Origin of the sequence: Sphingomonas sp. LH128, from assembly GCF_000293195.2 — a bacterium.
Classification (GTDB): Bacteria; Pseudomonadota; Alphaproteobacteria; order Sphingomonadales; family Sphingomonadaceae; genus Novosphingobium; species Novosphingobium resinovorum_A.
Genome location: NZ_ALVC01000088.1, coordinates 1 through 12,182 on the forward strand (window position 1 = coordinate 1; position 12,182 = coordinate 12,182).

Below are 12,182 nucleotides of genomic sequence, written 5' to 3' on the forward strand. Positions count from 1 at the left end.
CCGCCGACACCGCGATCATCGAGCAGATCGTGGGCACCACCGTCTCGGTCGCGCTGCGTAACGCGATCATGGCGCTGGGCGGGGTGATCTATCTCTTCGCGCTGGAGCCGGGGCTGACGGCGTGGCTGGTCATCGCCATTCCGGTGGTGATCCTGCCGATCGCCGCTTTCGGTCGCAAGCTGCGCGCCGTCTCGCGATCCAGCCAGGACCGCGTGGCAGACATCGGCGCGCTGACTGCCGGCTTCATCGTCGATGCCGTGTCCGAAATCGCCCAGGTGCCTGAAAGCGCGCTTCACGAAGCCCCGGATCTGGGTGCGGAGGGGACACGCGTTTTCGAACGTGTCGCGACGCTCGGCGGCCGGGACGACCTCGTCCTGATTGTCAATCCGCGCGAGTTGCTGGACCGGGCCGCACAGGATTTGCTGACCAGACTGAGCAAGAAGGGCGTGACCAAAGCGCCGTGACCCGCTTGCTCATCATTGACGATTCGGCGCTGATGCGGCGCCTGCTGACCGAAATCTTCACGTCGGCGGGCGACTTCGAAGTGGCCGTTGCGCGAAGCGGTGCGGAGGCGCTGGAGATGCTGGCCGACGTCGCGCCGGACGTCATCACGCTCGACGTCAACATGCCGGGGATGGACGGGCTGGTCTGCCTCGACCGGATCATGGTGATACGCCCCTGCCCCATCGTCATGGTCTCGTCACTGACCGCAGACGGCGCCGAGGAAACGCTCGAGGCGATGGCGCTGGGCGCGGTCGATTTCATCGCCAAGCCCAAAGGAGCCGTATCGCTCGAAATCGACGCCATCGCCGACGATCTGGTCGACAAGGTGCGCGCTGCATCGAAAGCCCGCATTTCCCGCACCACCCGCCTTCAGGAACGCGTTCGCGCGCGCGCCCGCGGCGGGCTCGCCGGGCGCAAGCCGCGCCCCGTCCGCTCGATACCGGATGGCGCCGCGCCCCTGCCGCGCTTGTCCCGCGTGGATGGTGAAACGGGCCTTGTGCTCGTCGGCTGCTCGACGGGTGGGCCGCCTGCGCTCGATGCCGTGCTCGGCGAACTGTCGGAGGATTTTCCCTGGCCGATCCTGATCGCGCAGCACATGCCCGCCAGCTTTACCGGGCCGCTCGCGCGCCGCCTCGACCGGATGTGTGCGCTGACCGTTCGGGAGATCACAGGGACCACGCCGCTGCTCCCCGGCCATGCCTATATCGGCAAGGGCGATGCCGATCTCATCCTCTCGCGCCGCAATGGCCATCTCGTCGCGCTCCCTGCTCCCAGCAGCAGCGACTATTTCTGGCACCCCAGCGTCGACCGGCTCGTCGACAGTGCGATGCGTCTGGTTGCGCCCGACAGGCTGGTCGGTGTGTTGATGACCGGCATGGGCACGGACGGAGCAGCGGCAATGACACGATTGAAGCAGGCAGGCGGCCTCACCATCGCCGAGGCGGAGAGCAGCGCGGTGGTGTGGGGCATGCCCGGCGCGTTGGTGCAGGCGGACGGCGCGGGCATTGTCCGACCACTCGGCCGCATTGCCGACGCGCTCACGGCTCTTCTTCCAGCGTGAGCGATGCACCCTCCGCCGCCAACGCACCGATCGCCCTGTCACCGGAGGAGCTGGCGGCGGTCTGCACGCTGCTTTACCGCTGGACGGGCATGATCTTTGGCGAGAACAAGCGCTATTATATCGAGCGGCGTATCACGGAGCGGATGAAGCGCACCAATATCACCACAGCCAAAGCCTATCTGGGCTTTATCGGCGTGCATCTGGCCGAGCGTGAGGCGCTGATCAACGCCTTCACCATCAACGAGACCTATTTCTATCGCGAGGAGCATCAACTTGCGGCCCTCTCCCGCGACATCCTCCCCGAACTGGTCCGGACCAAGCGTCCGGGCGATCTTGTCCGCATCTGGTCCATGCCCTGCTCGACGGGCGAGGAGGCTTATTCGATCGCGCTCTGGCTGCTGGAAAACTGGCCGCTGGTGGATGCCTATAATGTCGAGATCGTCGGGTCCGACATAGATACGGGTGCCATTGCCAAAGCACAGGACGGGCATTTCGCGGAACGGGCGCTCGCCCGCCTGCCCGACACCGTACGTGAAAGCTATTTCGAGCCGGAACATGGGCATCGCCGCCGCATCATTCAGGATTTGCGGGAATCGGTGCGCTTTGTCGCCGCCAACATCATCGACGCGAGCAGCCTGAGCGGGCTGGGCCTGTTCGATGTGATCCTGTGCCGCAACCTGCTGATCTATTTTGACGACAGCTCTCGGTTGATTGCAGCGAACAACCTCTTCGATGCCCTCAACCCCGGCGGGACCATCTGCCTCGGCCATAGCGAGTCCATGGGGCGCATCTCCGATCGCTTCACCCTCTCTCGTCTTCCGGACGCAATCGTCTATCGTAAGCCGTAATGGACGAACTGCTTGAACAATTTCTGATCGAGGGGCGCGAACTCGTCGCGCAGGCGGGCAAGGATTTTGCCGCCCTGTCGCGCGATCCCACCGACGTCGCCGCCATCGACAGCGCTTTTCGGGCGATCCATACGCTCAAGGGGTCCGTGGTGGTGTTCGACCTCGGCCCTGCCGAACGGCTGCTGCATGCTGCCGAGGATCTTCTGGAGCGGGTCCGCAAGGGCACCTGCGCTCTCGAAGCGGCAGAGACCGACGCGCTTGTCGCCAGCCTTGATGAGGTTGACCGCTGGATCGACGACATGGAGCGGGACGGCCGGTTGAGCGAGGATGCCCCGGCAAAGAGTGAACAGGCAATTGCCCGTCTCACGTCGCGCGCTGCCGAGCCCCCTTCCCCTGACCCGGTGGTGGACAACCAGAACTGGCTCGCTCGCCTGTCGGAGAGGGAGGCAGCGATCATCGCGGGTGCGGCGGGGCCCGTCGTCGCGTTTTGCTACGCGCCGGATGCCGATTGCTTCTTTCGCGGCGAAGACCCGCTGGCGGTGGCGGAAGCCGTGCCGAACCTGCTCACGCTCACCATGCTCCCCCGCGACGGAGCATGGCCTAGTGCCACGGCCATCGAGCCTTTCTCCTGCTTCGGCGTCCTGGAGGGCCTCAGTTCGGCCTCTCCGGACAGGGTTCGCGCCGCCTTCCGACTGCAACCCGATCAGGTGCAATTTGCGGAGCTGATGTCCGGGGACCGGGGCAAAATCGCCCGTACATCTCGCGTCGATACGAGCGTGCTGCGAGTCGAATCCGCACGGGTGGATGCGATGGCTGACGGGCTGGCCGACCTTGCCGTGGCAATCAACGCACTCGCCCCGCTGGCCGAGGACGCGCAGGGCGTCGATCATGCCCTTGCGGCACGCATCCGCGCCGTCCAGGCGACCATCGAGCGGGCGATGGGTTCCCTCCATCGCAATCTGACCGCCGTGCGGCTGGTTCCCCTTGAACCTGCGCTCCAGCGCCTGCCACGGCTCACACGCGAGATCGCGCAAAGCCTGGGCAAGAGCGTGACGCTTACCATTGCCGGGGAAAAGATCGAGGTCGACAAGCAGATTGCCGACGGCCTCTTCGAACCTCTGCTCCACATGGTCCGCAATGCCATCGATCATGGCATAGAAGCCGTCGAGGTTCGCCGTGCGGCGGGAAAACCGCAGGAGGGCAGGATCGCCCTGAGCTTCGCTCGCGAGGGAGACGCGGTGGTTGCCACGCTGAGCGACGATGGGGCAGGCATTGATCCCAAGCATATTCGGCAGGTCGCCGTTGCACGCGACCTCCTGCGACAGGACGCAGCCGAGGTTCTGACCGATGCAGCCGCGCTACGCCTCATCTTCGCTCCCGGTTTTTCGACTGCTGGCGCTGTCACGGAAGTATCCGGACGAGGCGTCGGCATGGATGCCGTGCAGGCGGCCATCGACAGGTTGCGAGGCTCCATCGAGATCGACAGCACCGCCGGCCAGGGCACCATTTTCAGCATACGCCTGCCTGCCAATGCGCTCACGACGCAACTGCTGGTCGTGGAGGTCGGCGGCGAGCGCTATGGTGTGGCCCTCGATCAGGTGGTCGAGACGGTTCGCATCGATCGGTCCGTGCTGTTCCCGGTCGGCCGGGGCATCGCCTGCGTCCTGCGTGACCGGACCGTGCCCGTGCTCGACCTCGCGACCCTGCTCGATGCCCGCCGCGCGGAAGGGCCTCACGCCAAGCTGGTGGTGACGCAGAGCCGCGGCGAGCCAATCGCGCTGCGGGTCGATGATTTCGCCGAACGCATCGATACGATCGTGCGCCCCCCGACAGGCATGCTGTCCTCTGCCCGAGGGGTCATCGGCTCCGCCCTCATGGGCGATGGCAGCGTCCTTCTCGTCCTCGACCTGCCGGACCTGGCCGCATGACCGTGCGCAAAACCGACGACACCATCCGTCTGGAGGGGCGTTGCGGCGTCGAGGATGCGGAAACGCTGCTCGCTGCCTTGCAGGATGCGCCGGAGGCCGTGGTGGACATCACTGCCGTTCACAAGCTGCACATGGCCGTCGCGCAGGTCCTGCTCGCGCTTCGTCCTGTCATTCGGGGCGTACCGGAGTCAGGCTTTCTCGCGCGAAATATTTTTGAGCCAATGATTTCGGATAGCGACAGAGCGACCAAAACGCCTTAGCAACCATGGCCGAGAATGCCGCGATATTCCCTGTTTCCGGAGTGCCTGATGTCCGTTACCGTTCTGATTGTCGATGACAGCAAGCTGGCGAGAATCGTCGCGGGAAAGGCCCTCGCGGAACTGCAGCCGGACTGGCGGAAGATCGAGGCCGGCAACGCCGGTCAGGCGCTGGAGCTCATCGCGGAACAGCCCGCCGACGTCGCGCTGATTGATTTCAACATGCCGGAGAAGGACGGGCTTGAACTTGCCGCCGAGTTGCACGTTCTGCGACCCGATATGCCTATCGCCATCATCACTGCCAATATCCAGGACGAGATCATAGCGCGCGCGCGGGAAATCGGCGCCGCTTTCGTCGCCAAACCCGTGACGCCCGATGCTCTGGAACCCTTCCTCTCGGGGGCCGCACTCCGTCTCAGATCGCAGCGCGCGTGATTCCTGAAAGCATTGTGCTCGCCGAGCTTGAACGCGACGCACTGACCGAAATCGTGAACATCGGCGTCAGCCGCGCGGCATCCAGCCTGCGCAAGATGATCGGCGACCAGGTATTCCTGTCGGTGCCGTCCATCGAAGTGGTGAGCCAGAAGCGAGCCGCACGGCTCATCAGCGAACGTGAAGTGACCGATCTGGTTGCCGTGCGTCAGGATTTTTCCGGCCCGTTTTCCGGCCGTGCGCTGCTGATCTTTCCCGAGACGAACAGTCTGGAGCTGGTGCGGGCGGTGACCGGCGGCGAATTGTCCGCGCAGGATGTGCTCGACATGGAGCAGGAGGCGCTGGCTGAAACCGGCAATGTCATACTAAACAGCTGCCTAGCGACGATGGCGAACATGCTTCGTCGCTCGCTTACCATGACCATTCCGGAAGTTCTGCGCGGAACCGGGGCCAGCCTGTTCGAGGTGAGCGAGGACGGCAAGACGGACGGGCTCGTCCTCTTTCTTTATATCGATTTCGCGGTGCGCAGCCGGGACATTCGGGGCTATATCGCGATGATCATGGACCTGCCGTCGCTGGCCATGTTGAAGGAATTACTGGGCGAGTTTATAGAGCGCGTGGTGGGAGAGGACGGCATCTGACCGTGATCAAGCCAGAACAGATCGGCTCCATCCTCGCGGCGGCGGGCGCCAGTGGAACCTGGGATTGGGACATTGCGGCCGAACGATTGTCGGTCGATGCGCACTTCGCGGAACTCTTCGGCCTTGATCCGCAGACGGCGAACGACCTACCGACCAGCGCCTTTTTCACCGCCATCCATCCGGAGGACCGCGCCCGTATCCGCATCGCCGTGGCGGGCATCCTGTCGGGCGCGGAACTCTTCTCCAAGGAGTTTCGCGTCGTCGATCCCGTCGGCGTCCCCTTGTGGATGCACGCGCGGGGGCAAGGCCATCTCGACGAGAATGATCAGCCGGTGCGGTTCACCGGCATCCTGGTCGACGTTACCGAACGCAAGAGGACAGAGGAGCGCCTTCGTGTCGCCCAGAGCGCAGGCGGCGTCGGCACTTTCGAATATGTCGACGGCTATGCCACGACTGCGGTTTCCGATGAATTCTGCCGGTTGCTGGGCCTCCACCCTGCCCCCGTCCTGCCCGTACAGACGATCAACGGTGTGTTGCAGGGGGAGAATGCCCTCCTCATCCCCAGCCACCGCGAGGGCGCCATTCCCGATGGCCTCGACGCGGAGTTCTGCATTCGGCGAAACGACGATGGTGCGATGCGCTGGATAGCACGGCGCGGCGAGATTGTGCGCGAAGGCGCCGGCTATCGCCTGATCGGCGTCATCTATGATGTCACGGCGGCCAAAGAGAACGAGGCCAAGCTGCGCGAATTGAACGATACGCTGGAAAGCCGGGTCGAGCAGGAAGTCGCCAACCGCCAGCAGGCGGAGGACGCGCTGCGACAGGCGCAGAAGATGGAGGCTGTCGGCCAACTCACCGGCGGCATCGCGCACGACTTCAACAACCTCCTGATGGCGATCACCAGCAGCCTCACGCTCCTTCAGAAACGCATTCCGGCCGATCCCCATACGCAGAAGCTGATCGAGAATGCCCAGCAGGGTGCGGAGCGCGGGGCCGCCCTGACGCAGCGCATGCTGGCATTCGCCCGTCGTCAGGACCTGGCATCGGAGCGTATCGACGTGCCGGTGCTGGTCAATGACGTGCGCGAACTGATCGAGCGCACCCTGGGCCCGGCATGGTCCCTCGACCTGCAATTCCCGGACCATCTTCCGGCCGTTCTGGCAGACAGCAACCAGCTGGAGCTGGCCTTGCTGAACCTGACCGTCAATGCCCGCGACGCCATGCCGGAGGGCGGCACCATCAAGGTGGTTGCCCAGTGCCGTGAAGCGAAGGACATTCCGTCTGACGGCCTCTTGGCGGGCACCTATATAGGCCTGTCGGTCATCGATACCGGCAGCGGCATGGATGAAGCGACGCTGGCCCGCGCAACCGAGCCCTTTTTCACGACGAAAGGCATCGGCAAGGGCACTGGCCTCGGCCTTTCCATGATCCATGGGCTAGCCAAGCAACTGGAGGGCGGATTTACACTGGATAGCATTGTCGGGCGCGGCACCAGCGCAACCTTGTGGCTGCCTGCTGCCGAACCGGACGCCGCGCCGGCGGCACCCCAGCGCGAAAGCAGGGCATCCTTCGCCGGAAAGCTGAAGATCCTGGTCGTGGACGATGATTTCCTGATCCTCATGAATACCTCCGCCTTGCTGGAGGATTTGGGGCATGAGGTTCTGGAAGCGAATTCCGGCGCGGAGGCTCTTGCCCTTGTCCGGCAGTATCCGGACATCGACCTGGTCATCACAGATCAGGCGATGCCACAGATGACGGGAACCCAATTGGCCGACCATGTCACGGAGATACGGGCGGACATCCCTATCATCCTTGCCAGCGGATATGGTGACGTACCAGCAGGCTCCCAGCAGCGGATCGTTCGATTGGGCAAACCGTTTGGACAGACTATGCTTGATCAGGCCATTTCTGCGGCCATGGCTGGATAGCTCCCGGCGCCCCTTATCGGTCGTTGAAGCGCCCGCATCTCGTTCTCAGGTACGGACGGTCAGCTACTCTGTTTGGCAACAAGAAGTTCGCCTTCCAAACCAATGCCTCTATCCAAACCGGCGCCAGCAAAATGCCGACTCTCGGGCTGGCGAAGCCTCCAGCAGGCCGGCCGCGCGATCGGGACGAAGGAAGAGAGTGGCGAGACTACGCCATCGTGCGCTGCAGTGGCGCACGATGGCGATAGGAGTAGGTGTCGGATCAGAAACGGTAGCCGATCGAGCCCATGATGTTGCGCGGAGCCGCCACGAAGCAGTCGCCGCGCGCCAGGCAGGATGCGTACTGGATCTCGTTGAGCAGGTTCGTCGCGTTGACCGAGAAGCGCCAGTTCTCCCACGAGACTTCTGCAAGAGCATCGACGTTCGTGCGCGAGGGTGTGACGATGGACCAGATCGCGCTGGTCGAGCGGCTCTTGCCATTATAGGTGACGCCCGCACCAAGGCGTAGCTGCGCGTCGCCCGGGATGCCGAAGGTCTTCGTCGTCCATGCCGAGGCGACATGCCGCGGCATGTAGTCTAGATTGGTGTCGGTTTCCGACTTCAGCTTGTTGTAGCCATAGTTGAGCAGCAGCTGGAAGTTGCCCGGCAGCGTGTGGCTCGCCTCGACTTCGATGCCCTTGGTGTTCAGCACGCCCGATTGGGTGGTCGCGTTCTCCGCCAGATAGAGCACGCGGTTCTGCTCCTTGATCTTGAAGGCGGTGACGGTGACCAGGGTGTGCGGCTCGGGCTGCCACTTGACGCCCGCTTCGTACTGCGTGCCGGTCAGCGGCTTGTAGGGATCGCCGGGGATGCCGCCGGGCAGCATGATGGTACCGGCCTGCGGCAGGAAGCTCTCGGTGTAGCTGAAGAAAGGCGAGAAGCCGGCGCCCAGTTCGCCGACGATGCCCGCACGGAACGTGGTGGCATTGTCCTTCTGGCCCGAGGAGCCGGTCACGCGGTCGCGGCGGGCGCCGACGACGACAGAGACGCGGTCGAATGCGCGGATCTGGTCCTGTACGTAAATGCCAAGCTGCTTTTGCGATTCATTGGTGAACGGGCCGGTGGGATCGTAAGTCTGAAGCGCATCGTAATTGATGTCGTAGATGTCGATCTTTTCGATAGCGTCGAAATCGGGGGTGCCGTTTGCGTCGTAGGTGATGCCGGGCGTCGCCGCATAGCGCTTGCCCACCTTGTTCCAGCTATAGTCGATGCCGACGAGCATGGTGTGCTCGATATTGGCACTGGTGTTGAACTTGAACTGGACGTTGTTGTCCGTCGAGAAGACGTTCATCCGCGCGTCGCTGGCATCGGCATAAAGGCCGATGGTGCGGCCATACGTGCCGTACTGGGCATAGGGCAGGAACGGATCGGTCGGGTTGGAATAGCTGTCGGCGTAGTGGGTGTTATATTCGAGGTCACTGTCGATGTAGCGGGCCTTGAGACTGACGCGGACGCTGTCCGAGAAATTGTGAGTGATCGCGGCCCCGCCCTGCAGGGAGCGACCAGCGTAGCGGTCCCAGCCTGCGTTGCCGACGAAGGTGTAGGGATCGAGCTTGCCGCTCGGGTTGGCAGCATTGGGCAGGAACGTGCCGACGATCGGCAGGAACTGCGAGGTCGAGCCGGTGTCGTCCTCCTGATAGAGCCCGGTCACCACGACGTTGGTGTCGGGCGTGGGCTGCCAGCGGATCGAAGGCGCGAACATCACGCGGTCGTCGGGTACGTGATCGACGTAAGTGTTGGCGTCGCGCACGCGCGCCACGGCTCGGATCGCAAGATTGTCGGCCAGCGCGACATTGATGTCGCCCATGGCTTCCTTACGGTCGTAGCTGCCGTAGACGACATTGAATTCGCCGCCTGTGCGGAATTCCGGCGTCTTGGAAACAAGGTTGACGATACCGCCGATCGAACCCTGGCCGAACAGCACCGAAGCCGGGCCGCGCACGATCTCGACACGCTCGAAGTTGTAGGGGTCCGAGGTGATGCTCGCGTAGTACGAGAAGACGTCGCGCATGCCGTCGCGAAACTGCAGGGCATTGATGCCGCGCACGCGGAAGCCATCGACGCGGGTATCGCGGCCATAGGCATTCGCGAGCACACCGGCGGCATACTTCACGGTATCGCTGATGCTGATCGCGCCTTGCGAGAGATACTGCTCCGAGGTGATGACGGTGAGCGGCTGAGGCACTTGAATCAGCGGCGTTTCGGTTTTGGTACCCGAAATGCCGCCAGTAACGATGATCTCGTCACCGTTTGAAGCCGCGCCCGCATTTTCGGCCGCCGGTTCCTCTGCATGGGCGGCAACCGCCGTCGTCATGGCGAATACTGCAGCAGTGCACAGCGCGATCGAACGAACGGAAAACATAAACACCCTTTTGCGACTGAGTATCAACAATCGCGTGGCTACCGCTATTGCGACTTATTGGCAATATAAGGACGATCAGTCGCGAGAAGTTGTGCCATTTAGGCAACATTGAAGGGTGTCTGGCGATGGGTTGATCCTGCGCGAGCAATTGGAAGAATATTGAAACGACCTTTCCCGGACGCCCAGCGCCATATTTTCGGTTCACAGCTGCGGACGTTCCGCTTTCCCGGCAGGGGCAAACGGCTCAAGTCGTTCCGGCACGACCGCTCGCATGTCGGCTTGCGGACGACTTCGGCATGCCCTTGGCTTTCCTGCCGATCTTTATGGTCAGAAATTCGGGGATCGCCTAGGATCAGGCCGCATCAGCGCGGACACCGGCTTACGACACCCATTGGTCGAGGGTTTCCTCTGAGATCGTGGAGCGCACCTATCGGCGCGCTGAGCCGCAGGCCCCTTGTCCATTACGAGGTTGTGAGCGGAGTTCACGAGACCAATGTGCGAGAACGCCTGCGGGAAGTTGCCGAGTAGGCGATTGTCCTGCGCATCGTATTCTTCTGCAAGCAGACCCAGATCGTTCGCGAGCCCGATCAACCGCTCGAACAGATCGCGGGCATCTTCCAACCTGCCCGAAAGCACATAGGCGTCGACGAGCCAGAAGCTGCAGGCAAGAAATGCGCCTTCCCTGCCGCCCACGCCATCATCGGCGCTGGCGGTGGAATAGCGCTGGACGAAGCCGCCCTGCAGCAGTTCGCGCTCCACCGCCGCAATCGTGCCCTGCACGCGCGGGTCGCTGGGGGGAAGGAAGCCGAATTGCGCCATGAGCAGCAGACTCGCGTCCAGGGTCTTCCCGCCATAATACTGGACGAAGCTGTTCAGTTCGGTGTCGAAGCCCTGATCGCAGATTTGGTCATGGATCATCTGCCGCACTTCGCGCCAGCGTTCGACCGGCCCTTCAAGCTCGAACCTTTCGGCGGTTTCGATCGCGCGATCGAATGCCACCCAGCACATCATCCGCGAATGCGTGAAGGCCCGCGCCGGGCCGCGCACTTCCCAAATCCCGCGATCGGGCGTCTCCCAGACTTCCTCGACGTGATCAAGCAGCACCTTCTGCAACCGCCACGCTTCGTCCTGCGGCTGCAATTCGGCATCGCGAGCGGTATGAAGGGTGTCGATTAACTCACCATAGACATCGAGCTGCATCTGGTCAGCCGCGCCATTGCCCACCCTCACGGGCTTGCTGCCTTCGAAGCCCTGCAGCCAGGGAATCTCGAACTCGGGCAGCCAGCGCTCCCCGCCAAGACCATACATGATCTGAAGCTGCTCCGGCGCGCCTGCCACTGCGCGCAGCAGCCACTGTCGCCAAGCCTCGGCTTCCTCGCGATATCCGGCATTGAGCAATGCGTAGAGCGTCAGCGCTGAATCGCGCAGCCAGCAATACCGATAGTCCCAGTTGCGCGCGCCCCCGATGGCTTCTGGCAGGGACGTGGTTGGTGCCGCCACGATGCCGCCTGTGGCCTTGTAAGTGAGCATCTTCAGGGTGATGAGCGAGCGGACTACCGGATCACACCAGTCGTCGGGCATGTCATTGATACTGCCGCTCTTCACCCACTCCCGCCACCACGTTGCGGTCCGCTCGAGCGCCTCGTGACGATCCGTGATGAAATGCGGCATCTTGTTCGAGGGGTGATAGGACAGGGTAAGCGGAACGCTCTCGCCTTCCGCTACGGTAAAGCGGGCTGCCGTGCGCATGTCGCGGTTCTCGAGCGCAAGGCTGGTATGCAACTCGAGCGCATTGGGCCCGGCAACGGCGCTGATGCCATAGTCCTTGCGTGTCACCCACGGGATTGCCTGTCCGTTCTCGAAGCGCAGGATGAACTCCATGTCCATCTCCACCGCACCCGAGATGCCCGTTACGATGCGGATCACATCGACCTGGTTCTCCATTTCACTGATCGGCATGAAGTCTGTCAGGGTCACCACCCCGGTCGCGGTCTCGAAGCGGGTCTCGATGATGCCGGTATCCGAGAGATAGCGCCGGGTTGCCCTGGTTGCGGTATCAGCCGGAGCAATCTTCCACCGTCCGTTCTCTGACGTGCCGAGCAGGGCAGCAAAGCAGGCCGGCGCGTCAAAGCGTGGCAGGCAAAGCCAGTCTATGGACCCGTCGATACCGACGAGGGCAGCCGACA

Annotated in this window: 10 protein-coding genes; 8 read left to right on the forward strand and 2 right to left on the reverse strand. The window is 63.2% G+C overall.

What is annotated here, in order from left to right; genetic code table 11:
* The 8 genes from LH128_RS35005 to LH128_RS07835 form a co-directional block, all read left to right on the forward strand.
* Positions 1 to 464: ABC transporter transmembrane domain-containing protein (locus LH128_RS35005; protein WP_008829069.1), on the forward strand; the 464-nt coding region annotated here is incomplete at its 5' end.
* A complete protein-coding gene (cheB, locus tag LH128_RS07805) occupies positions 461 to 1,564 on the forward strand; it encodes a chemotaxis-specific protein-glutamate methyltransferase CheB (protein ID WP_008829070.1) in 1,104 nt (367 codons plus the stop codon). The genes LH128_RS35005 and cheB, both read left to right, overlap by 4 nt.
* A complete protein-coding gene (locus LH128_RS07810; RefSeq protein ID WP_008829071.1) occupies positions 1,561 to 2,412 on the forward strand; it encodes a CheR family methyltransferase in 852 nt (283 codons plus the stop codon). The genes cheB and LH128_RS07810 overlap by 4 nt, the downstream gene beginning before the upstream one ends.
* Positions 2,412 to 4,340, forward strand: coding sequence for a chemotaxis protein CheA (locus LH128_RS07815; RefSeq protein ID WP_008829072.1), 1,929 nt, complete (start codon positions 2,412 to 2,414; stop codon positions 4,338 to 4,340). Before LH128_RS07810 ends, LH128_RS07815 begins: the two co-directional genes overlap by 1 nt.
* Positions 4,337 to 4,600, forward strand: a complete 264-nt coding sequence (locus LH128_RS07820; protein ID WP_008829073.1) for a hypothetical protein — start codon at positions 4,337 to 4,339, stop codon at positions 4,598 to 4,600. Before LH128_RS07815 ends, LH128_RS07820 begins: the two co-directional genes overlap by 4 nt.
* 48 nt (positions 4,601 to 4,648) lie before the next feature.
* Complete coding sequence (locus LH128_RS07825) at positions 4,649 to 5,032, forward strand: response regulator (RefSeq protein WP_008829074.1); 384 nt, start codon at positions 4,649 to 4,651, stop codon at positions 5,030 to 5,032.
* Complete coding sequence (locus tag LH128_RS07830) at positions 5,029 to 5,670, forward strand: chemotaxis protein CheX (RefSeq protein ID WP_037518441.1); 642 nt, start codon at positions 5,029 to 5,031, stop codon at positions 5,668 to 5,670. The genes LH128_RS07825 and LH128_RS07830 overlap by 4 nt, the downstream gene beginning before the upstream one ends.
* Before the next feature lie 2 nt (positions 5,671 to 5,672).
* Positions 5,673 to 7,598: a PAS domain-containing hybrid sensor histidine kinase/response regulator gene (locus tag LH128_RS07835; protein WP_008829076.1), complete on the forward strand. Its 1,926-nt coding sequence runs from the start codon at positions 5,673 to 5,675 to the stop codon at positions 7,596 to 7,598.
* Between the two features lie 259 nt (positions 7,599 to 7,857).
* Here the strand turns inward: LH128_RS07835 and LH128_RS07840 are convergent, their stop codons facing one another.
* Together LH128_RS07840 and LH128_RS07845 are read right to left on the reverse strand one after the other, a co-directional pair.
* Entirely contained in the window at positions 7,858 to 9,996 is a 2,139-nt protein-coding gene (locus LH128_RS07840; RefSeq protein WP_008829077.1) for a TonB-dependent siderophore receptor, read from the reverse strand.
* A 327-nt stretch (positions 9,997 to 10,323) separates the two neighbouring features.
* Positions 10,324 to 12,182 (reverse strand): glycoside hydrolase family 15 protein (locus LH128_RS07845; RefSeq protein WP_008829078.1); only part of this gene is annotated, 1,859 nt, incomplete at its 5' end.

Coding starts and splice junctions, on each gene's coding strand:
- LH128_RS07815 (WP_008829072.1), top strand. CDS start 2,412: ATGGACGAACTGCTTGAACAATTTCTGATCGAGGGGCGCGAACTCGTC.
- LH128_RS07820 (WP_008829073.1), top strand. CDS start 4,337: ATGACCGTGCGCAAAACCGACGACACCATCCGTCTGGAGGGGCGTTGC.
- LH128_RS07825 (WP_008829074.1), top strand. CDS start 4,649: ATGTCCGTTACCGTTCTGATTGTCGATGACAGCAAGCTGGCGAGAATC.
- LH128_RS07840 (WP_008829077.1), bottom strand. CDS start 9,996: ATGTTTTCCGTTCGTTCGATCGCGCTGTGCACTGCTGCAGTATTCGCC.